The organism is Flavobacterium aerium (assembly GCF_030766725.1).
In the GTDB taxonomy this organism is placed as follows: domain Bacteria; phylum Bacteroidota; class Bacteroidia; order Flavobacteriales; family Flavobacteriaceae; genus Flavobacterium; species Flavobacterium aerium.
Genome location: NZ_JARQWR010000007.1, coordinates 55,179 through 82,051 on the forward strand (window position 1 = coordinate 55,179; position 26,873 = coordinate 82,051).

Annotated in this window: 24 protein-coding genes; 17 read left to right on the plus strand and 7 right to left on the minus strand. The window is 31.6% G+C overall.

Annotation, left to right across the window (positions count from 1 at the left end):
* The first annotated feature begins 147 nt into the window (after positions 1 to 147).
* The 4 genes from P6733_RS10675 to P6733_RS10690 all read left to right on the plus strand — a co-directional run bounded on the left by P6733_RS10675 (position 148) and on the right by P6733_RS10690 (position 4,769).
* Complete coding sequence (locus P6733_RS10675) at positions 148 to 2,370, plus strand: FUSC family protein (RefSeq protein ID WP_306352860.1); 2,223 nt, start codon at positions 148 to 150, stop codon at positions 2,368 to 2,370.
* Positions 2,371 to 2,396: 26 nt separating this feature from the next.
* Positions 2,397 to 3,500: a DNA alkylation repair protein gene (locus P6733_RS10680; protein WP_306352861.1), complete on the plus strand. Its 1,104-nt coding sequence runs from the start codon at positions 2,397 to 2,399 to the stop codon at positions 3,498 to 3,500.
* Between the two features lie 338 nt (positions 3,501 to 3,838).
* Complete coding sequence (locus P6733_RS10685) at positions 3,839 to 4,303, plus strand: nuclear transport factor 2 family protein (protein WP_306352862.1); 465 nt, start codon at positions 3,839 to 3,841, stop codon at positions 4,301 to 4,303.
* A gap of 25 nt (positions 4,304 to 4,328) precedes the next feature.
* Positions 4,329 to 4,769 carry a YybH family protein gene (locus P6733_RS10690; RefSeq protein ID WP_306352863.1) on the plus strand — a complete coding sequence of 147 codons (441 nt, stop codon included), beginning with the start codon at positions 4,329 to 4,331 and terminating at the stop codon, positions 4,767 to 4,769.
* Positions 4,770 to 4,963: 194 nt separating this feature from the next.
* On the opposite strand, the gene P6733_RS10695 is transcribed toward P6733_RS10690, so the two are convergent.
* The 3 genes from P6733_RS10695 to ruvX form a co-directional block, all read right to left on the minus strand.
* Positions 4,964 to 6,289, minus strand: a complete 1,326-nt coding sequence (locus tag P6733_RS10695; protein ID WP_306352864.1) for a hypothetical protein — start codon at positions 6,287 to 6,289, stop codon at positions 4,964 to 4,966.
* A 111-nt stretch (positions 6,290 to 6,400) separates the two neighbouring features.
* Positions 6,401 to 7,903 carry a malate:quinone oxidoreductase gene (locus P6733_RS10700; protein WP_306352865.1) on the minus strand — a complete coding sequence of 501 codons (1,503 nt, stop codon included), beginning with the start codon at positions 7,901 to 7,903 and terminating at the stop codon, positions 6,401 to 6,403.
* Positions 7,904 to 8,015: 112 nt separating this feature from the next.
* Positions 8,016 to 8,429: a Holliday junction resolvase RuvX gene (ruvX, locus tag P6733_RS10705; protein WP_306352866.1), complete on the minus strand. Its 414-nt coding sequence runs from the start codon at positions 8,427 to 8,429 to the stop codon at positions 8,016 to 8,018.
* Between the two features lie 104 nt (positions 8,430 to 8,533).
* Here ruvX and P6733_RS10710 point away from each other — a divergent pair, with 104 nt between their 5' ends.
* From P6733_RS10710 to P6733_RS10720, 3 genes are read left to right on the plus strand one after another with little or no spacing between them, the layout of a single operon-like run.
* Positions 8,534 to 9,349 (plus strand): 2,3,4,5-tetrahydropyridine-2,6-dicarboxylate N-succinyltransferase, encoded by an 816-nt coding sequence (locus P6733_RS10710; RefSeq protein ID WP_306352867.1) that lies wholly within the window; start codon positions 8,534 to 8,536, stop codon positions 9,347 to 9,349.
* 48 nt (positions 9,350 to 9,397) lie between these two features.
* Positions 9,398 to 11,311 carry an LTA synthase family protein gene (locus P6733_RS10715; RefSeq protein ID WP_306352868.1) on the plus strand — a complete coding sequence of 638 codons (1,914 nt, stop codon included), beginning with the start codon at positions 9,398 to 9,400 and terminating at the stop codon, positions 11,309 to 11,311.
* A 13-nt stretch (positions 11,312 to 11,324) separates the two neighbouring features.
* The gene (locus P6733_RS10720; protein WP_306352869.1) at positions 11,325 to 12,389 is read left to right on the plus strand and encodes a glycosyltransferase family 9 protein; all 1,065 of its coding nucleotides are present in this window, start codon (positions 11,325 to 11,327) and stop codon (positions 12,387 to 12,389) included.
* On the opposite strand, the gene P6733_RS10725 is transcribed toward P6733_RS10720, so the two are convergent.
* Together P6733_RS10725 and P6733_RS10730 are read right to left on the minus strand one after the other, a co-directional pair.
* Positions 12,370 to 13,191, minus strand: a complete 822-nt coding sequence (locus tag P6733_RS10725) for a glycosyltransferase family 2 protein (RefSeq protein ID WP_306352870.1) — start codon at positions 13,189 to 13,191, stop codon at positions 12,370 to 12,372. The genes P6733_RS10720 and P6733_RS10725 overlap by 20 nt on opposite strands.
* Positions 13,192 to 13,210: 19 nt before the next feature.
* Entirely contained in the window at positions 13,211 to 13,969 is a 759-nt protein-coding gene (locus P6733_RS10730; RefSeq protein ID WP_306352871.1) for a Kdo domain containing protein, read from the minus strand.
* Between the two features lie 86 nt (positions 13,970 to 14,055).
* Here P6733_RS10730 and P6733_RS10735 point away from each other — a divergent pair, with 86 nt between their 5' ends.
* Positions 14,056 to 15,129: a glycosyltransferase family 4 protein gene (locus P6733_RS10735; protein WP_306352872.1), complete on the plus strand. Its 1,074-nt coding sequence runs from the start codon at positions 14,056 to 14,058 to the stop codon at positions 15,127 to 15,129.
* A gap of 16 nt (positions 15,130 to 15,145) precedes the next feature.
* On the opposite strand, the gene P6733_RS10740 is transcribed toward P6733_RS10735, so the two are convergent.
* On the minus strand, positions 15,146 to 15,901 hold the full coding sequence (locus P6733_RS10740; protein WP_306352873.1) for a lipopolysaccharide kinase InaA family protein: 756 nt from the start codon (positions 15,899 to 15,901) through the stop codon (positions 15,146 to 15,148).
* A 47-nt stretch (positions 15,902 to 15,948) separates the two neighbouring features.
* On the minus strand, positions 15,949 to 16,725 hold the full coding sequence (locus P6733_RS10745) for a polysaccharide deacetylase family protein (RefSeq protein ID WP_306352874.1): 777 nt from the start codon (positions 16,723 to 16,725) through the stop codon (positions 15,949 to 15,951).
* A 274-nt stretch (positions 16,726 to 16,999) separates the two neighbouring features.
* On the opposite strand from P6733_RS10745, the gene P6733_RS10750 reads away from it, so the two are divergent.
* The 9 genes from P6733_RS10750 (at position 17,000) to rffA (ending at position 26,870) form a co-directional block, all read left to right on the plus strand.
* A complete protein-coding gene (locus tag P6733_RS10750; protein WP_306352875.1) occupies positions 17,000 to 17,950 on the plus strand; it encodes a hypothetical protein in 951 nt (316 codons plus the stop codon).
* Positions 17,951 to 18,085: 135 nt separating this feature from the next.
* The gene (locus P6733_RS10755) at positions 18,086 to 19,195 is read left to right on the plus strand and encodes a glycosyltransferase family 4 protein (RefSeq protein ID WP_306352876.1); all 1,110 of its coding nucleotides are present in this window, start codon (positions 18,086 to 18,088) and stop codon (positions 19,193 to 19,195) included.
* 200 nt (positions 19,196 to 19,395) lie between these two features.
* Positions 19,396 to 20,571, plus strand: coding sequence for a glycosyltransferase family 4 protein (locus tag P6733_RS10760; protein ID WP_306352877.1), 1,176 nt, complete (start codon positions 19,396 to 19,398; stop codon positions 20,569 to 20,571).
* Between the two features lie 40 nt (positions 20,572 to 20,611).
* Positions 20,612 to 21,805 carry a glycosyltransferase family 4 protein gene (locus tag P6733_RS10765; RefSeq protein WP_306352878.1) on the plus strand — a complete coding sequence of 398 codons (1,194 nt, stop codon included), beginning with the start codon at positions 20,612 to 20,614 and terminating at the stop codon, positions 21,803 to 21,805.
* Positions 21,806 to 22,052: 247 nt separating this feature from the next.
* Positions 22,053 to 22,418 carry an EamA family transporter gene (locus tag P6733_RS10770; protein WP_306352879.1) on the plus strand — a complete coding sequence of 122 codons (366 nt, stop codon included), beginning with the start codon at positions 22,053 to 22,055 and terminating at the stop codon, positions 22,416 to 22,418.
* 3 nt (positions 22,419 to 22,421) lie between these two features.
* A complete protein-coding gene (locus tag P6733_RS10775; protein ID WP_306352880.1) occupies positions 22,422 to 23,348 on the plus strand; it encodes a glycosyltransferase family 2 protein in 927 nt (308 codons plus the stop codon).
* Positions 23,345 to 24,034 (plus strand): GNAT family N-acetyltransferase, encoded by a 690-nt coding sequence (locus P6733_RS10780; RefSeq protein ID WP_306352881.1) that lies wholly within the window; start codon positions 23,345 to 23,347, stop codon positions 24,032 to 24,034. Before P6733_RS10775 ends, P6733_RS10780 begins: the two co-directional genes overlap by 4 nt.
* 5 nt (positions 24,035 to 24,039) lie before the next feature.
* The gene (locus tag P6733_RS10785) at positions 24,040 to 25,590 is read left to right on the plus strand and encodes a hypothetical protein (RefSeq protein ID WP_306352882.1); all 1,551 of its coding nucleotides are present in this window, start codon (positions 24,040 to 24,042) and stop codon (positions 25,588 to 25,590) included.
* A 164-nt stretch (positions 25,591 to 25,754) separates the two neighbouring features.
* A complete protein-coding gene (gene rffA / locus P6733_RS10790; protein ID WP_306352883.1) occupies positions 25,755 to 26,870 on the plus strand; it encodes a dTDP-4-amino-4,6-dideoxygalactose transaminase in 1,116 nt (371 codons plus the stop codon).
* Positions 26,871 to 26,873 lie beyond the last annotated feature (3 nt).

The following is a 26,873-nucleotide window of genomic DNA, read 5'->3' on the forward strand; positions in this document are numbered from 1 at the left end:
GCAAAAATAGTAAAAAATAAAATTAGATAACTCTTAAAATATGCAAGAAGGACTCTTTTAACTTTAGCAGAAAATTGTGAGAAATCACAGCATCTTTTTTATCTAAATATTCCCTCAATTATTATCTTTGTAAGCAACCGATTCACAATGATTAATAAAGTCCGAAGTTTTACCGATAGTACTGAGTTCACAAATGCTCTTAAAGTCACAATATCCGCAGCGGTACCTGTGATTATATTGGCTAATATGGGTCAGTTTCATATTGGATTTACCATTGCTTTGGGTGCATTTTTAACATACCCAAGTGATATCCCAAGTAATCTTCCTCATAAAATAAAAGGACTGATTGTAGCGATACTTATTGCTGCGGGTAGTGCTTTATTGATTAGTCTTGCTGCTTTGAGTCCCTGGGTATTGTATCCTACTTTGGCAATTATGATATTTTTCATCTCGATGATATCAGTCTATGGTCAACGAGCTTCAATGATTTCATTTTCAAGTTTAGTTTCTATTGCGTTAGTATTTAGCAATATTTACAAAGGTTGGGAGCTATTAATGCACGGTGGATTACTTGTCGCTGGAGGTTTATTCTATTTATTGGTTTCTTTGATTTTTTATTACATTCAACCTTATCGTTTTGCCGAATTAAAAACTGCTGAATGCATTAAACTAACCTCTAAGTATTTAAAATTAAGAGGAGATTTATGGCATCCAGAGGCCAATAGAACTAAGATTACCGAAAAACAACTGCATCTTCAAGTAGAAATCAATACGATACACGAAACATTAAGAGAGGTTCTTTTCCGTAATCGAGCGAATTCAGGCACATCCAATCAAAATCGAAAAATGATGATTGTATTTTCTGCTTTAGTAGAAGTCCTCGAATTGGCCATGTCAACTTCTTTTGATCATGCAAAACTGAACAAGAAGTTTTATCATCATCATCACGTTCTGAATACTTATCAAAATCTAGCTTATAATTTAGCTGCTACACTCAAAAAGCTTTCTAAAAGTGTAGAAAGCCGTTCTAAATATGTTTCTAATCATAATTTATACCGTGATTTAGAAGCACTAAAAGCAGCCATAAATCACTATAAAGACGAAGTTGGTGAACCTGAAGCTACAGAAGGCGTATTGATATTGACCAATATGCACAACTATGCTGAAAAACAAATTGAGAAAATTAGAATTATTGAGCGCGCTTTTACAGAGGCTATCAATCCACAAGACTATAAAAAAGATGATAAGGACTTAGAAAAATTCCTGACTCCTTTATATTATCCATTAAGCTTATTAACACAGAATCTTAGTTTTTCTTCCACTATTTTCAGACATTCATTGCGTCTAACGATAACCATGCTGATTGGTTTTATTATTGGTAAATTTCTCCCTTTCCAGAATGTATACTGGATTTTATTAACTATCGTTGTAATTATGCGTCCTGGTTACGGACTTACAAAAAAGCGTTCTTTCGAACGGGCTTTTGGAACTGTATTGGGTGGATTAATTGCTTTTGGAATTATTTCATTTGTACATGACAATACCATTTTGGCTATCATGGTCATTTTATCCATGTTACTGGGATTATCTTTTACACAGATCAACTATAAAATTAGCGCCACCTTTGTTACGATTTATGTGATTTTTATTTATGGAATGCTAACGCCTAATGTTCAAGATGTTGTTCAGTTTAGAATATTGGATACCTTAGTAGGTGCTGGATTGGCTTTCTTTGCAAACTATCTACTCTGGCCGTCTTGGGAATTTCTCAGTCTTCCATTGTATATGGAAAAATCTATTGAAGCCAATCGGAATTATCTGAATCAGATTTCTATTTTCTATAATAATAAAGGAGAAGTAACGACGGCTTATAAAATAAGTCGTAAAAATGCGCTGATTGAAATAGGAAACTTAATGGCTTCTTTCCAACGTATGGTACAAGAACCAAAATCGAAACAAAAGAAAATGCCACAAGCCTATAAATTTGTGGTCCTCAATCATACTCTATTATCGTCTTCTGCATCATTAGGTACTTTTGTACAATCGTATAAAACGACAAAAGCATCGGAAGCTTTTAATGTCGTTGTAAATGCTGTAATCAAGAACTTAGATTATGCTATTGGCATTTTAAAAGATGAAATCCCTATTAATCAAGCGCTTGACAGTACTGTACAGGAAGATTTAGCCTTACGTTTTACGGAGCTAAAAGCTCTTCGAGAAAAAGAATTAAAAGAAGGATTTGAAGAAATTGATCGTGAAGCTTTTCATCAAAAAATGCAGGAAGCACAATTGGTTATTGAACAATTAATTTGGTTAACCAACATTTCTGAAAGTATTGTAAAAGCAACCAAAGAACTTAAAAAGAACTAATACCATTTCATTTACAATCTATAGTCATGGAAAATCTACTTAAGAATATCTATACTCCTATTTTCTTTGATCGTTTTACCGATGCTGTATCGGATGTCATTGTCGATTTTGATAAAACTTTATTCTTAGCTAAAATTTATGATTCTAGTTGGGAACAACGTGAATTGAAACAACGAATGAAACATATCGCTGCTACTCTTCACGAGTTTCTCCCGAATACGTATGATGGTGCCATTTCGAGCATTAAGCAAATTATTACTGCGATTCGAAAAAGAGGAACTAAAGAGATGAGTTTGGAATATATGTTTTTCCCTGAGTATATTGAAATCTTTGGTATTAATCATTTCAATACATCCGTAGATGCTTTAGAGTTTGTTACTCAGTTTACAAGTTGTGAATTTGCCGTTCGTCCTTTCATGATTCAATACCATGATGATATGATTGTACAAATGACAAAATGGTCAAAGCATGAAAGTCATTTGGTTCGTCGTTTTTCGAGTGAAGGAGCTCGCCCAAGATTACCGTGGGCTATGGCTTTGCCAGCATTAAAAAAAGATCCTACCGATATACTTCCTATTCTTGACAATTTGAAAGATGACGCTTCGGAATTTGTACGAAGAAGTGTTGCCAATAATCTTAACGACATCGCCAAAGATCATCCAGATGTTGTCCTTGCTACTATTATCGCATGGAAAGGTACTTCATCAAATACAGATTGGGTTATCAAACATGGTAGTCGTACTTTACTTAAAAAAGCACATCCAGAAGTATTGGCCTTTTTTGGTTTAGAAAAGGTCAAAGATGTTGAAATTTCCGCTTTAGCATTACAAAATGATCAAATATCAATTGGTGACAGTCTTTTGTTTTCCTTTGAATTAATCAATAAAAATACCCAACCAGTCAAACTTCGTCTGGAATATGGCATCGATTATATGAAGGCAAATGGGAAACAAAACAGAAAGCTATTCAAGATTACTGAGAATACCTATGAACCGAATAAAGTATATACTTTTAATCGTACTCAAACTTTTCGTGATATGACCACTCGCAAACATTATCTGGGCGCCCATAGGATCACAATTTTAATCAATGGACAGGAATTCGCTTCACATGAGTTTCAAGTCATTTAATATTTCAATACTATTTAGCATCTCCTAATTTAGACAAAGCGTACTCTATTTTATCTTTTTTACTACTATAAACAATCTATAGTAGCATAAGGTCATATATGGACTTTTATTTCTAAAATTCATATGTAAATAAACATCGCCTATCTATGATTTATCATTCCTTGCCTGTAGTTAAAAATTTCATCTATAGGTAAGAGCAAACTACGCTCAAGAATGATTTCTTAATATTTCTTATTTTTTTAGTTCTCTTTCCATACTAGATTTGTAATAAAATTATTAATAATCAATATTGATACACACATCTAAATTTATTAAATTAATCTTTAACATTTCTAATCATGAATAAACTAAAAAAAATACCATTATTGAGTAGCCTTTTCTTTCTTGTACTTATTGGTTGTAATAATAATGATGATAAAAATTCATCACAAAATTCAGATGAAATAGCACTTCTTTCACAGGAAACGAAAAAAGTTGTTGAGCACCATTTGGAGGCTTTTATACAAGGAGATGTAGATAAAACACTTGAAGATTACACTGATGATTCAGTACTTATTAGTGAAGGAATTAACGAACAAGGATACGTAAAAGGATTAGCTCAAATTAGAGCCAATTTTGAAAATGTTTATGCAAATTACTTCCCGCCTACAACGACAAATTTCACACTAGAAACAATGACTGTAAGTGGTGAAACTGCACATATAACTTGGACATCCGCCACAACAGATTATACTACAGATACATTTGTAGTTCGAAATGGCAAAATTGTAGCCCAAACATTTGCAGCAAAGTACAAACAATAACAACCATACAAAAAATAAAATAGTCATGAAAAAATTAAATAAAATATTACTAATCACTCTGATCACTTTATCTTATATAAATGTAAATGCTCAAGGAGTTTCACCAGACAATGAAGCGATTACATTACAAACAAAGAAAGTATTTGAACATCATATGGAAGCTTTTAGCAATGGTGATGTAGAAGAAACATTAAAAGATTATACTGATGATTCCGTTATAATTTCTAAAGGAATTAATTCTAGAGGTTATATTAAAGGGTTAGCCGAGATAAGAGCTAATTTCAATTCTGTATATACAACATTCTTCCCTCCAGCAACCACTAACATGCAGGTCTTAACAGTTACTATCATTGGAGAAATGGCCTATGTAACATGGACATCTTCTACTACAGACTTTACTACCGATACTTTTGTTGTTAAGAATGGGAAAATTACTTCACAGACTTTCACAGCAAATTACAAATAACATTATTACGTCTACTATAAAGCATTCAAAAAAGGACATAATTAATACAAATTACGAAAGCTTAAAAAAATACTGAATAAATTTATTTATCCTATTTTTACTTTTAGATTTCAAATTCGATGTTATATACCTAAGCCATGTAAAAAATACTTTACATGGCTTAGGTATAAATCTACGTTACATCATTAAATAAATCAATTTTTATAATCAATTTCAATTAGATTATCTTTTTTCATATCGGTACTTAAATAAACATACCGAGTTTTATCTCCATAATATATTCGGAGTACAGCTGTATTAGGTGGTATTGTTCCTAAATTTTCGGCCCGGAATAAGAGTATATTCTTTCCTGGTTTGAGTAATACCTCAATCTTTTTTCCTTTCTTTTGAACTTTGATGTTTTGCTCAATCCATTCGTCATTTAATTTCAAGGATATAATATCCCCATCTTCTACCTGACCATCCCATATCTCTAAGCTAATTTTATCGTTTTTAACCTCCATTTCAGCTACATAATCAGAGTAACGATCATTCTTTTTCGGAGGTGATTCTTTTTTCGTTTGCTTTAATGGAATTTCTTTAGAATCGGGGGTTTCTCTGTAAAATTTCCCCACTAAAAAAGTGGCAAATGCATTGGCACGATGTGTAAAATCAAAAGAATACATATTGTCTTTTGTCTTTACAATCAGATTTCCTGTATTGGGCGGGAGCCTTCCATAATTTTCTGCAAAAAGAGCTAAGGTATTCATTCCTTTCTTTAGTGGTAACGCATATGAAAACTCTTTTTCATCAATGGCATGCTTATTCAAAATTATCTTCCCGTTTTGCACTAAAGTAATCGTATCGGCATCCATCAATTCTTCATCTTGAATCGTTAAATAAATAATACTATCTTTCAATGTTATAGGATCATAGACCCCATAGTAAATACTATCTTTTTCAGTGGGACTAACAATTCGTTTGATATTAGGATCACTCCAAGGAATAGAATTTGCTTTCTGAAAAGTAATTTTTTCCTGACACAACAGATTCCTCAAGTTATCTTTCATACTCAGGTAAATTTCATCTCCATCATACAATCCACGCATAAAAAAACCAAAATTATCAATCCACATCCGTTTCAATTCTAACTGGGCTTTTCCTTTTGCATCTTTACTAAATGTAAAAACACCATTCAAATAAGGCATCCATTGTCCAATTTTAAAAGGGGTTTCCAAAATTGGATATTTATTGCGTCCTATCCCCAATTGGGTATCATTTTTCTTCACCAATAAAAACTCATAGCTTGATGAAAAGGAATTATAATTGATTTTTAGGTTTGCAGGATAAAGCATACCTTCGGTTGCTTTACCTATTTGCATTTCAACATATATTGGTGATGAACTTGGATTGGGTTTGTGTATAAATTTCCAAGTGCCTTCAAACTCTTGAGATCTTGCTGAGTTTGATAAAAATAGAACCAAGCAGATAATAATCGTTATCCACCTTGTATTATAAAGCTGTATATCATTGTGTTTCATATACATTATGTTTGTTACTCAAATATAGCTACAAATCTTAAAAGCAAAGTATCGCAACGGCAAAAAAAAACCATCACTACTGATGGCTTTTATATGAATTAGAATCTAAAATTACTTTGTATTTAATTTTAAAATTTTTGATGTTCTTGCTCTGGTTTCGTCACACAATTCAGGATTTTTATTTAATGCCTGACCATAAGAAGGAATCATTCCTTTTAATCTCGTTTGCCAATCTGCACTTAACATTTTATCGGCAAAACAACGGTTTAATAAATCAAGCATAATTGAAACTGCTGTTGATGCTCCTGGAGAAGCTCCAAGCAATACTGCCAAAGAACCGTCTGATGCACTTACTACCTCAGTACCAAATTCTAAAACACCACCTACTTCTTCATCTTTCTTAATCACTTGTACACGTTGTCCAGCTGTTTCCAATACCCAGTCTTTCATATCTGCTGTTGGTAGATATTCGCGTAATGCATCCAGTCTATCTTCAGGGGATTGTCTTACTTGTTCAATTAGGTATTTTGTCAATGCCATATTGTGGTATCCAGCTGCTAGCATTGGACGGATGTTATCAAATTTAATTGATAAGGGTAAATCTAAATATGAACCGTTTTTAAGGAACTTTGTTGAAAATCCTGCATAAGGCCCAAACAACAATGCTTTTTCTCCATTTATCATTCTAGAATCCATATGCGGTACTGACATTGGAGGTGAACCTACACCTGCTTTACCATATACTTTTGCATTATGTTTCTCTATAATTTCTTTATTGATGCATTTCAGCCATTGCCCACTCACAGGGAAACCTCCAAAACCTTTTCCTTCTGGAATATCGGCTTTTTCTAACAAGGGTAATGAACCTCCACCGGCACCAATGAAAACAAATTTTGTTTTCACTTTTGTCTTTTCATTCGAAGCCAAATCTTTTACTACAATAGACCAAGATTTATCTTCTCTTTGTTTTAGCTTACGAACTTCATGATTATAATGAATTGTTACACCCTCTTGTTGCATTAAATGAGCAAACATACTTCGTGTTAACGCTCCAAAATTCACGTCTGTTCCTAAGTCCATATGTGTCGCAGCTAACTTCTCTCCTTCTTTTCGACCTTCCATTACTAATGGCATCCAAGATTTTAGTTTTGTAAAATCTTCTGAATATTCCATTTCTTTAAAAAGGCTGTGTTTTATTAAGGCTTCATATCTCTTTTTAAGATATTCTACATTTGTATCACCCCAAACAAAACTCATATGTGGAATACTTCTAATAAAATCTTCGGGAGCAGCAATTAGTCCTTTTTCAATCAAGTAACTCCAAAATTGCTTTGATACTTCAAATGATTCTGCAATTTTTACGGCTTTTATGGTTTCAATACTACCATCGGCTAATTCTGGTGTATAATTCAGCTCACAAAAAGCAGAATGTCCTGTTCCAGCATTATTCCAAGCGTCTGAACTTTCAGAAGCTGCGCCGTCAAGCCTTTCGTAAATAGCAATATTAATATCGGGTTGTAACTCTTTTAAAAACATTCCGAGCGTGGCGCTCATGATTCCAGCGCCTATAAGTACAACGTCTGGATTGGATTTCTGATTATTATTAGTAGTCATCACAAAGATTTAAAGTACAAAGATAAATTGAAAATTTACAAAAATTGGTCAAATTCGTATCTTAATTTTAATTAATTATCATTTTTTAGGCAATTCAATATTGAGGCATTTTCTATTGTTTTCTCAATAAGAAATCTTGTAGCATAATAGTTGCTGAAATTTCATCAATCAAGGCCTTATTTTGGCGTTGTTTCTTTTTTAAGCCACTATCAATCATGGTTTGAAAAGCCATTTTTGAAGTAAATCGTTCATCTACGCGTTCCACAGGCATATCAGGAAAAGATTCTTTAAACTTTAACACGAATGCTTCAATGATTGGAGCGCTTTCAGATGGTTCATTATTCATTTGCTTTGGCTCACCAATCAAAACACGTTCCACTTTTTCTTTTGAGAAATAATCTTTTAAAAATGGTATTGTAGTTTCAGAAGGTATTGTTGTGAGTCCAGAAGCTATAATTTGCATCTGGTCTGTAATTGCAATCCCGGTTCGCTTAAATCCGTAGTCAATTGCTAAAATACTAGCCATAAATGATTATTTTTTTTGCAAAATTACAGTTTATAATGTTAGGAATTTAAAAACGGCTTTTTTTTAAAAAAATTGCTTCTATCTTTGTCGAAAATCACACTATAATGAACAATTTACAATCTATCGTAGAACAAGCTTGGGAAAACAGAGCTTTACTAACTGAAGAAAAAACGACAACTGCCATCAGAGAGGTTATTGAATTAATCGATTCTGGTAAATTACGTGTTGCAGAACCTACTGATACTGGGTGGCAAGTAAACGAATGGGTAAAAAAAGCGGTCGTATTGTATTTTCCTATTCAAAAAATGGAAACATTAGAAGCTGGTATCTTTGAATACCATGATAAGATGTTATTAAAAAGAAATTTTGCTGAAAAAGGAATTCGTGTTGTTCCGAATGCTGTGGCTCGATATGGTGCTTATATTTCAAGCGGTGTTATCTTAATGCCTAGTTATGTAAACATTGGTGCTTATGTTGATGAAGGTACTATGGTTGATACATGGGCTACAGTAGGTAGTTGTGCTCAGATTGGTAAAAATGTACACTTGAGTGGTGGTGTTGGAATTGGTGGTGTATTAGAGCCATTACAAGCTGCTCCAGTAATTATTGAAGACGGTGCTTTCATCGGATCTCGTTGTATTGTTGTAGAAGGTGTTCGTGTAGAAAAAGAGGCTGTTCTAGGAGCTAATGTATGCTTGACTGCTTCTACAAAAATAATTGATGTAACTGGAGATACGCCAGTGGAAATGAAAGGTGTTGTACCAGCACGTTCAGTCGTTATTCCAGGTACTTATACTAAGAAATTTGCTGCAGGAGAATTCCAAGTTCCATGTGCATTAATCATCGGTAAACGTAAACCTTCAACTGATTTAAAAACTTCTCTGAACAATGCATTAAGAGAATATGATGTTGCCGTTTAATACATTGTTCTAAAATTCGTTTTCAAACTTAACCTGCGAGTGCCTTAAATGACAAATTATAAAAACAGTCTACTTTTATTTATAAAAAGACTAACGTTACTATTTATTATATACCAGATCTGTCGAATTTTATTTTATTTTTTTAACGCCTCTGCATTTGAAAACGCTACCGCTACCTCCTTTTTTGGAGGTATGCGTTATGACTTATCAATAATAGCTTTGATCAATCTTGTCTTTGGTTTAGCGCATCTTATTCCAGGCAATTTTAAATATACTGTAAAGTATCAAAAAGTATTAAAAGTGCTTTTTTACACGGTCAATCTTATATTTATTACAACCAATTTTGTCGATTTAGAATACTATAAATTCACAGGTCGCAGAAGTAATATAAATTTGATTACAGCCAAAGGAATGGAGCATGAAATTATGGGATTAATCCCTTCCTTTCTAGCTGAGTTCTGGTACGTTGGTGTATTATTCCTGATCATTTGTTATCTATTCTGGAAAGCTATTCCAAACTTGAGAATTATTCCTGTGCGTGGAGAAAAGCTCTCAAAAAAAGAGTATTTCAAACAATATCCTATCTTTTTATTTTCAATAGCCATTCTATTGGTTATGGGACGTGGAGGGTTTCAAAAAAAACCACTTCGTATTGTTGATGCTATTGAGTATGCCGATTTATCTAGTACTGCTTTGGTATTAAACACTCCTTTTACTATTATAAAATCGATAGAAAAAAAGGGAAGTATTACCGTAGCACATTACTATAAACCTGAGGAATTAGCTTCCATTTATTCACCAGTGGTTTCTATCAATCCTGAAGGTCCAATACAAAAGAAAAATGTTGTTATCATTATTCTGGAAAGTTTTGGAGATGAAAATATTGGGTATTCTAATGGCGGAAAGGGTTATACTCCTTTTCTGGATTCATTAATTACACAATCGTATTATTTTAAAAATGGTTTTGCAAACGGAAAAGTATCCATTGATGCTGTTCCTTCTGTATTATCCAGTATTCCTAGTTTGATGAATAACTCTTTCATCTCTTCTAGTTATTCACTGAATAAAATAAATGGTTTACCAAAAATCATGGAAGAACATGGTTATAATACCTCCTTCTTTCATGGGGCTTTCAATGGTAGTCAAAACTTTAATGTATATACTGAGGTTGCTGGGTTTGATAAGTACTACGGTAAAGATCAATATCCGCTTGAAGGAGCATTTGATGGACGATGGGGAATTTTTGATGAGGAATTTTTACAATACTTCTGTACAGAAATTAGTACGTTCAAACAGCCTTTTTTTACTTCAATTTTCACTATTTCATCGCATAACCCTTATATTATGCCTGAAAAATACACCAATAAATTTCCAAAGGGAACTACGCCTATCCATGAAACAATTGGTTACGCTGATTATGCCCTAAAAAGATTCTTTGATGAAGCAAAGAAGAAAGATTGGTATAACAATACTTTATTTGTCATTACTGCCGATCATACTTCCCCATTTTCAGAAGGAAACTTTTCGAATAACATCGGGAAATTTTCTATTCCAATTATTTTCTTTGATCCCTCTAATCCTGAGCTAAAGGGTGTTAGTGAAAAGAACTTACAACAGATTGATATAATGCCGAGTATTCTGGATTATCTTAATATGAAAACGGATATGATTAGTTTCGGTAAGAGTTATAAATCCAAAGATAATTTTGTTGTATACTATCTGGATAACATATACCACTTAGTCGATAATGATTTATATTTGGCTTTTGATGGTAATAAAAGCATCAGTTTATACAATTGGAAAACAGATCCTTCATTAAAAAACAATCTCATTGAAAAGCAAAAAGATAAAGCTTACGCTATGGAACGTTTTCTAAAAGCTTATATCCAAACCTTTAATGATGCTGTTATCAATGACAAATTGTGCTTAACGAAGAAGCAACCCATAAGTCATAAGCTTTAAAACTAGATATAATATGAAAATATTAGTGATTCAACAAAAAATGATTGGTGATGTATTAGTCAGTAGTATTCTATGCAACAATCTCCGTAAGGCTTATCCAAATGCACAGATTGATTATTTAGTATATGAGTCTACAACACCTGTCTTAGAAGGAAATCCTAGTATTGATAATATCATTTTATTTAAAGAGGAACATCGAAAAAGTACAATGGCTTTTTTAAAATTAGGTTCACGTATTAAAAAAGAAAAGTATGATCTTTTAATTGATGCATATTCTAAACTTGAAAGTTGGCTTTTAGTTTCATTGAGTGGTGCTAAAAGACGTATTTCTTATAAAAAACCTGGACGTGCTTTTTTATATACCGACAATGTAAAATTAGAGAATTCTCCCAAAACTAATCAAGGATTAGCAATTGAGAGAAGACTTTCTTTACTAGATCCATTAAATCTAAACATTGAGATTGATCCTCATCCGAAGCTTTTTGTTACTGAAAAAGAAAATTCAGTTGCTCAACTTCTTTTCAAAGAGCATCAGGTTAATCCAGCAAGAAAAACAGTAATGATTAGTCTTTTAGGTAGTGAATCTCTAAAAACCTATCCGCTAGAATACATGTCACAGATTGTTGATGGGATTGCTTCTAAGTATGATGTAAATATTCTTTTCAATTATTTTCCAAAGCAAATTACTGAGGCTCAAAAAGTATTTGATTATTGTACAAAGGATACACAAAATAAAATCTATTTCAATCTATTAGGAAGTGATTTAAGATCGTTTATTGCGCTCATGAATCAATGTGATCTTATTATTGGAAATGATGGTGGAGCAATTAATATGGCCAAAGCATTAGGGAAACCTTCTTATATTATATTTTCTCCTTGGATTGAGAAAAAAGCTTGGGCAACTTTTGAAGATGGCATTAATCATATGTCCATTCACTTGAATGATTTTATGCCTCAATTATTTGAAAACAAAAAGACGAAAGAACTAAGAAAAGAAACTTTTGAACTTTATCAGCAATTCACTCCTGAATTGATATTTCCTTCTTTAAATGAGTTTCTTAAGAATCAGCTTGGCTAATGCCATTGGGGGTTTTTATTATCTTATGTAACCTCGAGTAATCTCGTATTTCATTATTCTTATTCTTAGCTTCCTCATTTACATAGCCTCGTTCATGATCTAAGTGAATGCAAATGGCACGGTACCTGACTTGCTTTGATTTTATATCCATATGTTCTAAGCGCTCTCCTAATTCGCGGTCCTCTCCTCCATACTTCATTAATTCATTAAAGCCATTTACCGCTAATAAGTCTTTTTTCCATCCCGAAGCATTATGTCCATTCCACGAAGCCTTTGTCGGCGTAATTATGTTCATAATACTAGAAATAGTCCTATTATTTACTAGTTTAATATTTTTGAATTTAATGGGAAGTCCATTTGAATAAAGCCACCTGAGCTTAAAACAACTTTGTTTTAAAATATTCTCTTTGGTAATCATTTTAGAAATCGACATGGGCAATTTATAATACCCACCAGAAAGGAAATAACCGGGTTCTTTATTTCTCATATGTACAGAAACAAAATCTTTTCTAGGAATACAATCTCCGTCTGTAAATATTAAGTATTCTGTATTGGATGCCACTATGGCTTTGTTTAGGATTTTTGTTTTTTGGAATCCATGATCGTGGTGCCAAACGTGTATAATAGGTATTGAGACTTCTTCTCGTAGTTTATCTATTAATTGTTTTGTTTCGTCTCGGGAACCATCATCTGCGATTATTATTTCGAAATTAGTTTCAGTTTGAATACTAAAGCCCCAAATCACTTTCTCTAACCATTCCTCCGAATTATAAGTACTCATTATGACCGATGCTTTCAACATAAACTTAGATTTTTTGTTTCTACCAAAATTTAAATTTCTTCTTTATCTTCTTTTTAAACTGAAACTTTGCCTGAAAATTGTTTGTGTAGTACCACATTTTTTCAAAAACCTCTTCTTTTTCTTTTCCACACAACTTTGCATACTCATCACTCATCACGATAACCATATCTTTTTTTGAGGTAAGTTTACTTAAATTTTTCATTCTTTGTTCAAAACTAAGTTCTGAATGAAAACGCATTCTATTTAGATCTACAAGAAAAAAATCATACTTTCCTTCTTCCGTTTTTTTAATCAATGTATTCCCTGGTGAATGGTCTAAAAACTCGATTCCTTTCTCATGAAGTAAAAATGAAAATTGGATAAATTGCCTTAATATATTTTCATTATCGGGATACTCAGGAAACAATACTAATTCCCGAAACGTAAGTTCTGTTTCGAGGTGATTACTCACATAAAAGCTTTTATTTAATCCTAAAAAATTAAACTTCTCAAAATAAGCTATGGGGTCTGGTGTGCCAATTTCATTTGCCAATAAATAATTTGCAAACTCATAAGAGCGCTTGGCTTTTGATTTACGGAAATACTTATAAGCTACTTTATTAATTAAATTTGGAATCTTAAAAGACTTCACATTCACAATCCTATCATTATATTCAAATAACTTAATAGTATTACGATCTCCGTTACCGAAGATTTTACCATTCTCATTAAAATCTTCAATAATCGAAATTATTGAGGACTTATTTTGAATATGATTAGGATGTATATTGATTTTCATCAAAATTTAGTATGAATGAACAAATGTAGTTAATGCTTTTTATTATAACAATTTATACAATACATTTACTGTAAATTTATTACAAAATGAATTATAGAATATTTTTAGAAACCCACAATCTAAAAAATAAAGCTTCTGGATTAGGCACATTTAATCATGAGTTAATTAAAGGTTTGAGTCACCAATCATTAGGGAATCTAGACCTTTATTTGAATGTTGTAGACCCCAAAGTTGTATCGGAAGAATTCGGAACTAAATTCAAATATCATAAATGTTATACCCTTAATCGGTATCCATTTTTCAGAATAAGAAGAAAGCATGATTTATGGCATTCTGTAAATCAAAATACAAAAATAGAACCTCATAGGGTGAGTAAATATTTGCTTACAGTACATGATGTAAACTTTTTTGAAGAGATTTCTTCTGATATTAATCATCCTAAAAACAAGCTCTTTATTGAAAAACTAAATAGAGCTAATGCAATTACCTATATTTCTGAGTTCGCAAAAAAGCAGACGCATCAACACTTTAAAGTACCGAATATTCCGGAGTATGTAATTCATAATGGAAATCCTATTACTGATTTATTAGATACTAAAAACTATACTCCTTCTGTCCCTATAGAAAAACCTTTTTTATATTCAATAGGTGATTTCTTAGAGCGTAAGAATTTTTTATCTTTGGTAGAGATGATGCCCTATTTACCTGATTATAATTTGGTACTTTCAGGGAATAACAATAAATCATACGGGCGAATCATTGAAAAATTCATTCAAGAGAATCAGTTAGAAAATCAAGTTTTCTTAACCGGTAAAGTGGATGACACAGGCAAGCAGTATTACATGAAAAACTGTGCCGCTTTTGTATTCCCATCCATACGCGAAGGATTTGGATTACCGCCTATTGAAGCCATGCGTTTTGGCAAACCAATATTTTTATCGGATAAGACCTCTTTACCTGAAATAGGTGGAGAATATTCATTCTATTGGAAAGAGTTTAATCCTGAATATATGGCTGCAACATTTCTTGAAGGGTTACAGAAATACAATACTGACTTTGCTTTCTATAGTCAAAAGTATATCGAAAGGGCTTTGAGCTTTAGTTGGGATACTGCAGCAAAAAAATATATTGAAGTATATCGATCGTTATTAGAAAAATAGTCTTTTTAAACAAAGACTATTTTTTCCAAAACTTTAATTTCTTTTTCATTCTTCTTTTGCGGTCAAATCGGACACTGAAGGAATGCGTATAATGCCACATCTTTTCAAAAACTTCATCTACTGGTTTTTGATACAGACGAGCATATTCTTCACTCATTTCATAAACCATGTCTTTATCGGGTGTAAGATGACTTAAGTTTTTCATCCTCATATCGAAATCCATCGATTCATGAAAATTCATTCGGTTCAAATCGACCAAGTAAAATTCGTATTGACCTTCTCCAATCTTCTTGATTAAAGTATTTCCTGGTGAATGATCTAAAAATTCAATTCCTTTTTCATGTAGCTGAAATGAAAATTGAACAAACTGTTTTAAAATTGTGTCACGATCAGGATAATTGCGGTTTGTAACCAATTCTCTATAAGTCAATTCCGTTGTTAAATGCTCACTAATATAAAAACTATGCTGTAAGCCTATCCAATTAAATTCTTCGGAGTAAGCAATAGGCATCGGCGTTTTTATCCCATTTTTAAGCAATGCCGTAGCATATTCATATGAACGTCTTGCTTTAGATTTACGGAAATATTTATAGATGAACTGATTTAATATTATTGGAATCTTAAACGATTTGATATTAATCGTTTCTTCTTTGATTTTCGCTAGTTTAATTACATTTCTATCTCCTTTTACAAAAATCGAAGGATTGGATTCAAAATTATCAATGATATTTTGAATCTCAATTATAGTATAGTTAGCATTGCATATAGTCATAAAAGAGCAGGAATTATAATCTTGTATTAAAGAGGGATGTATGAAGATTAAAACGGTAGGGTTCTCCCTAGTAAAATTTTAATCTTAAAAACGGATAACGGTTCATATCCCCGTATATCGATTCTTTGAATTTCATAATTATTTTTAAATGGAAAAGTATTTATTCTATTCCCTATACGAAGAGCATACTTAATCCCCGTCCTCTCCAGAACTTTGAAAAACTCAATTTGATTCAAGTCTTTTTTCCTATAATATCCACCATAGGTATAGGCTAAGGCGGGAAATATTGTCAGTTTTTTTTCTCTAATAATTGCTTTACACTTTTCTATATCTTCTTCTACTTCCTGAAGATTCATAAAAGCATAATTATCATGTTTGTAACTATGGTATCCAAATTCAATATGGTCTTTCACTTCTTTCATTTGTTCTTCATTCATCAATTGCATGGAATGATTTGCAAATTCTCCAGACCAATCTGTTTGTTGCCCTATTCGACCCAATACCATAAAGCACACTGCCTTAAAATTATATTTTTGAAGTAATGGATATAGTTCCGTATAATTATCCAAATAACCATCATCAAAGGTCAAAACAACACTTTTAGCTGGTAATTTGACTTTATTCTTAATCATTTCATCAATCTCAGAGAACCAAAAAGTTTTATAATTATGCTTTTTTAAGTACTCAAATTGTTGAATAATTTTCTCTTTTGAAATAGTCACCTGATCTTCAAAACCGTCAATAGATATAGAGTGATATTCTAGAATTCTTAATTTTTTATGGGAAGGATATATCCATTTATACTGTAAGTTAAGTACAAACAACAGTATAAATATGACAATGAAAAAAATAAAGTAACCCACTAACATTCTGCATTTAATTAAACAACAAAAGTAATGAAAGTCTTGCGAATATATTTCAGCAAAATTAAATATTCTAAAATGAATTATTAATGAAGTTCAGACTTTACTAAATTATAACGAAGATTATATGATTTTTTTGATAATACTATAGAATAATAAAACCATGCTTGAATTTGATTTTTTAAAATAATACCTTTGAACCTCTATTTTATAGAGTAATATCATATCTTTTTTTATGCAAAAACAAAAAATATTCATCGTTGCTCATTATGCTTATGGGTATATCGATTATATTATTGAAGAATTGAAAAGTAGAGAAAACATTGAAGTTGATTTCTTCTATTTTGGTGTGAAAAAATATAAATACAAATCTTTTTTTCAAAAAATAGAGAATTTTTTCTCCAAAACTTTCTTGAAAAAAAATCTCAAAGACCAATGGTTAGAACAGGATATCCGTTCTAAAATGAAAGGGCATTATGATACCATTTTTGTTATTCGCCCTGATATGTTGTCCGACAGTATCCATAGAATGTTAAAGAAGAATTCCAATTATTATATCACCTATCTTTTTGACAATTTCAAAAGGATGCCTAAACAAGCTCATATTCTTCCTTTTTTTGATAAAGTATTCTCTTATGAGAAAGAGGATTGTGCAAAGTATCAGTTAGAATTTGCCACGAATTACATTACCACAGAAAATTATAAGAGTGATACTTTTGAATATCTTTTGTACAACATTGCTACATTCGACGAGCGTTTTGGAATTTTGAAAAAAATAGCTGTTTTCCTAGATAATAAAAAAATCAGTTTCAAATTCCGATTATACACTCCGAATGAGAAGGAAGATTCTCTTATAGATTTCTTCCACAATCATATGGCAATTAGTGAAGTTCTAGATGAAATCAAAAAAGCAAAAATCATTATTGATATTCAAAGAGAAGGCCAACTGGGTCTTACATTTAGAGTATTTGAAGCGCTTGGGAATAATAAAAAGCTGATTACAACCAACATAGATATTGTAAACTACAACTTTTACAATCCTAAAAACATCTATGTTATTGATGACAAAAATCCAATAATTGAAATTCCTGAAGATTTTATTAAATCCGATTACGAAATTATTGATGATATTATACTAAACCAATATAGATTACCGTTTTGGGTTGATAGGGTTTTCTTCAAATAATTTTCAGAGAAATAGTAGCACATATATAAACTTCTATATGCAAATTAAATGTTAAGATGCTACATATTAAAAAAAACAATCTAAATTTGCGCAAAATATATTTCAAGTTATATTTAAAATTAATTTAAGCCTTTAATGAAAGTTTTACATCTCACCACAATTAAAGAACTGAGAGGCGGAGACATACAAATGTATGAACTTATACAGAACACATCGGAAAATTCTGATGTTGAACACTATGTCTTGACCAAAACAGATTCTGAACTATATGGGATGATGAAAAAACAAGGAATTAATGTTTATTCTTCGGACTGCGCTGTTAATTTCGACATTCGTTATTCCATAAAAATAGTACATCTAGTTAATCGATTGAACATTGATATTATCCATATCCATGACTCAACTGCTTTGACATTGACTTTAGTTGTCAGCAATTTACTGAAAGGAAAAAAAATAATCTATACGCGTAAGAGTAATAATGCTATTAAGCAAAAAGCACTTAATATTTGGAAATATAACCACCGTAATATTGATTTATATACTTGTGTTTCCAATGCTGTTAAAGATGAATTACTAAAAGTAGTTCGTAAAAAAGACAGAATTATTACGGTTTATGATGGTATTAATTTAGGTAATTTCACGAATCAGTCTTCGGGCATTTTGCGTAAAGAATACAATATCCCAGATGATTACATCATCATCGGAAATATATCTTCATTAAGTCTTGAGAAAGGTTTATTCACCTTTATTAAAACGGCTGAATACCTAAAAAACAATTCTGAGCAGAAATTCAAATTCGTCATTATTGGTAAAGGTCCACTGGAGAGAGAATTAAAAAACTTTGCACATTCAAAAAACCTACAAGACGACATAATATTTACTGGTTTCCGTTGTGATGTTCCAAAACTAATTCCGGAATTCAATATCATGCTTATTACTTCAGAAATTGAAGGATTGGGTGTTGCTACTTTAGAAGCTTTTGCCTCAGAAGTTCCAGCTGTTAGTACGAAAACAGGAGGTTTACAAGAATCTATCATTCATAATGAAACGGGATTATCTTCTGAAACATCGGATCACGAAGGACTTGGCAAAAACATACTTCGTTTACTCTCAGATAACGATTTAAGAAATGAAATTATCAACAATGCTAAGAACATTTTAAATCAGAAGTTCAACGTTAAGATGATGGCCGATAGTTACATTAAAATCTACAAATCGCTACTTAATAAAACGTCCAATAGCTAATTCAAAAAGTTCATTCTATTTATGTCAATGGATTGAGAAATTAGAATAAAACTTTACATCAACGCATTTCTTTAATTTATTAAAGTGTATTTTCCTACTAATTGATATAATCACACTGTTGGTTAATTAATAATTTCGAATATAACACTACATTTGCGCTATCAAAATTTTAACATAGCATTTTACTTAGCAATAAATCAATGACAGTTTTATTTTTTACAAATGAATATAATCATCCCAAATTACCTCCGGTTGGTGGTCTTGGGACATTTATAAAAACGCTTTCGACTGAATTAACTAAAAGAGGGCATCAGGTGATTATTTTTGGTCAAAGTAAAAAAAATGGAATTCATTTTTTCGATGAGCAAATTGAAGTAAAAATGATTCAGGATTATAGAAAGAATATTCCATTTGCAAAACATATTAATTCCATTTTAAAAAGAATTGGTTTTGGTTTATTCCTACCGATGCGAGAACGAAAATATATAGCGCGTGAGTTTCATAAATTTATTTCGTCTTCTGACAAGAAAGTTGATTTAATTGAAGCTAATGATTTTGGAGGTTACTTTATAGAATTAGGAAATGAAATTCCACTCATTATCCGCTGCCATGGCTCTGCTACATTATTTAATACTTATTTCAGCTACCGATTTAGCCCGATTATTGAGCAATTAGAAAAGCAATCGTTTAAAATGGTTGATGATATTATTGCCGTATCTAAATTTAGTGCTTCGAGTACCGCTACTGTTTTTGATAAAGCGAAGATTGATGTAATTTATAACGGAATTGACACAAACATTTTTAATCCAAAAGATAGTTCACCTATAATTCCTTATTCCATCTTTTTTCATGGTAATTTAATAGAACAAAAGGGTGTCAAAATTATATGTGAAGTTTTCAATGAAATAATTAAGGCACAGCCTAAAGCAACCTTACATCTCATTGGAAGAGGAAAAAAGTATTGGAATTACCTCCGTGAACATGTTTTAACGCATCCAGACAGTGCTTTTTATTACGATTCCATAGAGTATACTCAATTGCCTAAAGTGATTTCTCAGGCTAATGTTGCCTTATTTCCAAGTTTTGGAGAAAATCTCCCATTGGTAATTCTTGAGGCTATGGCAATGGAAAAACCCGTTGTCATGTCGAACATTGGGGTTTCACAAGAAATCATCGAACATGGTATTGATGGTTATATTGCAAATAATCAAGGAGAATATGTTCAAACAATCCTGGACCTATTCAACAATCCTGATTTAGCACAATCTATTGGACAAAAAGCACGAGAAAAAGTAGTTGCTAAATTTTCAAATGACCGAATGGTCGATGAAAGCATTGACTATTATCAAAAAATAATTACACAAAAAACGATATAATAATCCCATAATACGTTTATACAATTTATAAAATTAATCCATGACCATATTATTTCTTACAGACGAATACAATCATCCAAACTTCCCACCTACAGGTGGTATTGGTTCGTTTATTAAAAGTATGGCGACTGAACTCACTAAAAAAGGACATCAGGTAATCATATTTGCCTTATGTGAAGAAGAGCAGCATTTTTTTGATGGCACCATTGAAGTAAAAATGATTAAAAGTCATAAGCTGTATTATAAACCCTTTGCAAAACATCTTAATTCTATATTCAAAAGAATTGGCTTAGTTACTTTATCGGCTAAATTAGAAAGGATATACTTGGCGCGTCGTTTGAAAAATTTCATTAAACAATCTGGGAAAAAAATTGACTTGATTGAAGCGAATGACAACCAAGGTTTATTTTTAAAAGTTAAGGGCATTGCTCCACTTGTAGTGCGTTGTCATGGATCTGTGAAATTCCTGAACACTTGTTATAACGGATATCAATTGAGTCCGATTATTGAAGAGATCGAGACTATGGCTTTCAAAAACGTTAAAAATATTGTGGCCGTTTCTAACTTTAGCGCCATTAATACAGCTAAAATTTTTAATACTGGGAAAATTGATGTCATCTACAATGGAATCGATACTAATTTATTTTCTCCAAAAGAAGCGTCCAATACAATCCCCTACTCTATTTTTTATTATGGAACCTTATCGGAACAGAAAGGATCTAAAATTCTATGTGAAGTTTTTAATGAGGTCGTTAAAATCCAACCAAAAGCTACTTTACATTTTATAGGGAAAGGCAAAAAATATTGGGAATATCTATATGAAGATGTTATTCAAGAAAAGGATAAAGTTTTCTATACGGATTCTGTACAATATGTAGACCTCCCAAATATGATTTCTCAGGCCAATGTACTAGTCTTTGCAACTTTTGGTGAAAACCTACCTTTGGTTGTGATTGAATCGATGGCTATGGAAAAACCTGTCGTTATTTCTAATATTGATGTTGCACCTGAAATCATTAATCATGGACAGGATGGTTATATCGTTAATTCAAATGAAGAGTTTGTGCAAACGATATTAAACTTATTTAATAATCCTGATCTGGCTACAAAAATTGGAGTAAATGCACGTCAAAAAGTAATCAATCAGTTTTCACTCGATAAAACAGTAGAAAATACCCTTCAATATTATAATAAAACCATAAACTCATTTGAAAAAAATGAGGAAACCCTTTAATTTGCAAAAATCATTTTATTAACCAAATATTTACCTTATTTTAACGTTAACTATGTTAAAATAAATTTATTTTTTTATTTAAAAAGTTGATTTGCATCAAATTACACATTTCAGAATTGTTGTAGTTTTTTTAAAATCTTTTTTTGATAAAAAAAACAACGCAACCATAGAAAAGAACATGTATCATAGAGGTAGTAACATTTACCAAGCTACATATATTAATCAAAATTATAATTATTTATAGACAATGAATCCCTACTTTTATATTTTAGGTACACTTTTTTTCACCGTTTACGGTCAGATTATTTTAAAATGGAGATTAAACCAATTAGGAAGTTTACCTGAGGCCTTAAAAGAAAAAATCATATTCCTATTTAAAACTATTTTTGATCCTTTTATTTTCTCTGGTTTTGTTGCTGCATTTCTTGCCTCATTATTCTGGATGGCTGCTATGACTCAATTTGAGATTACAAAAGCATATCCTTTTATGAGTTTAGCACCTGCATTGGTTTTCATAATCGGTATTCTATTTTTAGGAGAGACATTTACCATTGGAAAAGTTATTGGATTAGCACTTATTATTATTGGAACCATTGTAACTGTAAAATTTTAAAGTATGGAAAATACACCCCATATTTCGATTATAAGCCCAGTTTATAGAGCCGAGAAAATTGTAGCAAAACTTGTTGCTGAAATACAAAAGGTAATGCTGGAAGTCAATCAATCTTATGAAATAATTTTGGTAGATGATCGCAGTCCAGATCAATCTTGGGAAGCGATGAAACGTCTTTCCTCTCAATTTCCAGAAGTCAAATCGGTACGTTTGAGTCGAAATTTCGGTCAACATCCCGCAATTATTGCTGGTTTATCTCTTGCCAAAGGCGAATGGTGTGTTGTCATGGATTGTGATTTACAGGATCAGCCTAAAGAAATAATCAACTTATACAACAAGGCACAAGAAGGGTACGACATTGTTCTAGCTCGAAGAATTGATCGTCAAGACCATTTTCTTAAAAAATTATCATCAAAAGTATATTCAAAAGTTTACAGCTATCTGACCGATACGGTATATGATAGTGAAATTGCAAACTTTGGTATTTATAGTAAAAAGAGTATTGTTTCCGTACTAGCTATGGGAGATTATATTAAATCATTTCCTTTATTCTCAAAATGGGTGGGTTATAACTCAACCTCTATTGCTGTGGAACATGCAGAAAGAGATTCTGGAAGCTCAAGTTATAATCTTTCAAAATTATTAAGCCTAGCATTCAATACTATAATTTCATTCTCTAATAAGCCTTTAAAGCTCTTCGTTAAGTTTGGATTATTAATTTCAATGATATCCTTCATGGTAGGTGTATATGATATATACCGTGCATTCTCTGGAAAAATACTGGTTCTAGGATACACTTCTATCATTGTATCCATCTGGTTCTTGTCTGGAATTATCATTACAACAATAGGAATTACGGGAATTTATGTAGGTAAAATATTTGACCAAACGAAAGATCGTCCTTCTTTTATAATTGATGAAATACTATGAAAATAGAAACTTTACAATGGGACTCGGAATTCTTTAATAAAAAGATTGGTATGCTTACGCTAGCCGATACATTGAATACTGCCTACTCATTAGAAGAATCTTTTGATATGTTGTATGTTCAAAGTGATTTTGACCATACGCTTGAAATTAAAAATTTTATACCTGGTTTTGAAGAAGTAAAAATCGTCTTTCACAAAAAAGAATTTAATCCTTTAAAAGAATCCAACAAAAATATCTATTCTTCTAACGAAGAAAATGTTGAACTTGATTTACTCTACAATCTTGCTTATGAAAGCGGAAAGTTCAGTCGTTTTAATTTGGATCAACATTTCAAAAAGAAGGATTTTGAAAGGTTATATCAAATCTGGATCACCAATTCGTTAAATAAAAAATTTGCTACGGACTTATTAGTTTATAAAGAAGAGCAAACTGTTCAGGGTTTCGTCACATATAAAATACATGATAATCACGCTGTAATTGGTTTAATTGCTGTATCACCTGAGGCACAAGGCAAAGGAATTGGCGGGCAACTTATAGATTTTGTTGAGGACTTATTGATTCGTCAAAACGTCCATGAATTAAGAATTCCTACGCAACAAATCAATGAAAGTGCTTGTCGATTTTATAGTAAAAAGGGATATGAAATCATGCAACAAACGCATATTAAACATTATTATAAAAAATGATTTTTTTGAATTCTAATTTTAAATCCATTTTACAATACAACAAAACAAATTCTATCATTCTTGTTGTATTGCTTTATGCTATTTGTTATTTATTCTTTGACATTACTTTTCAACATGGTGATGATATTGTAATGCAACAAATTGCAAATGGTACAATAACAGGGAAGCCAGATAGTCATTTAGTTTTTATTAATTCTATTACAGGTTACTTCCTTAAATTTTTATACGAATACAATAACGATATTTATTGGTATAGCATAATAATGGTTGCTTTACAATCACTATCTGCTGTTGTAATTGTATTTTTTGTACTAAAAAAAATCAGAAAATGGTATGTAATTCTTTTTACGCTCTGTTTTTTATCCTATTTCATTATTAATATACAATTTACCTCCATTACAGGGTTACTGAGTATAGCAGGGATTAGTCTTGTAATGCAATTGCATGAAAAAAGCCCTTTTGCTTCTTTCATTTTACCGTTCTTTTTATTTTCAGCAGCAATTCTATTACGATTAGAAATGTTCCTGTTTACAATGGCAATAGGTATTATGTATATTCTTTTAGAATACCGAGAAAAAAGAGTTCCAATTCTATATAATCGAAAAAATTATATTTTCGGAATTGCATTAGCTTTCCTTTTAGGTTACTCCTACTATTTTCACACGCAGGAATATTCTAGTAAAGAATGGAAATATTATACTGAATTCAATAAATATAGAAGTCTTTTAAATGATAATCCTCACTTTACAGAATTTGCTATTAATGAAGCAGACCGAGATAATACTTTAAGATTCCTTCTGGCTTTTCAATATACCAGTAAATACAACTTAGACTATGTGAAACAATTGTATAGAGAACATAGCATACCTACTGCAAAGGAATATTTCTCAACAGTATACCATACTCTCTTAAACAATAAACCTTTATGGATTTATTTATTGGTCATCATGTTTGCTTTTTATATAATTGACAAAAGAATGTATTGGATTCCAATACTTTCCTTCATGGTAATCACTGCTTACATTGCCATTAATCTGATTCCTAAGGACCGGGTTGTCTTACCTTTAATGTTTTGCATTTTCCTTTTTAGTTTCTATAAATTAGCCGAAGCAAATTTTAAAATACTAACGTTATTATTGTCTACAGCCATTAGTTATTTCCTTTGTTACCTTAACAAAAAAATGATTCATGAACCTGCTCCAACTGAAAATAACGCTTTCTATGATATCGACAATTATATCACTGTTGATTATCATTTCACCACCAATCATCCTTTTAAACTGAATCAATTAAAAGTAAATACACCCATCTATTCGGGGTGGTTAAATAACTCGCCTTTACAAATTGAAAAATTAAAATCTCTAGGAATTACAGCCACAGTTCCAATCTCATTAATTGATAATAATGAGATAAATAAAAAAGTAGCTTATCGATTAATGACTAATGATTCTTCTATCCTTATACCATTAAAAAAATATTTAGCAACAGAGAACAAAAAATTGGTTTTAATTAAATCCAACAATCTTTATTCTTACTATAAAATTGAGCCTATTTAATTCATTTTTAAATTAGAAATACAAGATTAATAGAACGTTAAATTTTATATTTTTGATGAATCAAAATAAACTTCATTAAACGTAGTTTAATCTGTAGCAAACTAAAGTGATTCTCAATATTTAAGTTATTATAATAACCCCATTCTATAAAAAATAATACCTCTATGATTCCTTTCAACAAGCCCTATCTTACCGGAAAAGAAACCCATTATATCTATCAGGCTGTAAATTCTGGTAAAATCTCTGGGAATGGGATGTTTACTCAGAAATGTCAAGCCTTTTTTGAACAAAAATATGGCTTTAAAAAAGCTTTACTAACAACATCTTGTACCGATGCTTTGGAAATGTGTGCTATCCTGGCAAACATTGAAGTGGGTGATGAAGTTATTATTCCTAGCTATACTTTTGTATCAACAGCCTTAGCTTTTGTACGCCAAGGAGCCAAAATAGTCTTTGCTGATTCATATGGGGATAACCCAAATATGGATGTAGATAAAATTGAAGCACTAATTACTCCTAAAACGAAAGCGATTGTGCCGGTTCATTATGCAGGTGTCGCTTGTGATATGGATGCCATCATGGCTTTGGCAGCAAAATACGACTTGATCGTTATTGAAGATGCAGCACAAGGAATTGATTCTTTTTACAAAGGGAAAGCCTTAGGAGCAATAGGTCATTTGGCAGCATTCTCATTTCATGAAACAAAAAACATTGTTTCTGGAGAAGGCGGAATGCTTACGATAAATGACGAGCGTTTTATTCAAAGAGCTGAGATTATTTGGGAAAAAGGAACCAATAGAGCAGAATTCTTTAGAGGAGAAGTAAATAAATATGGCTGGGTTGATACTGGATCGTCGTTCTTACCGTCTGAAGTAATTGCAGCCTTTTTATGGGCACAATTAGAAAACCTTGACGATATTCAAACCAAAAGAAAAATGCTTTGGGAAGCTTACTATAATCAATTTACCCAAATGAATATTGCTAATATTGGTTTGCCTACAACACCTGACTATGCTACAAAGAATGGTCACATGTTTTATATCGTTGCCGAAAACATTGAGCACCGTACGCAAATCATTAATCGTCTTAAAGAAAATGGTTACCATGCCGTTTTTCACTATATATCTTTGCACAGTAGCCCTTATTATCATGAAAAACATGATGGAAGAGTATTGGCAAATTGTGATCATTTCACCGATTGTCTAGTACGTCTTCCTATGTTCTATGAATTATCTGTTGAAGATGTAATGAATATTACAAAAGTGATTCATACACTATAGTAA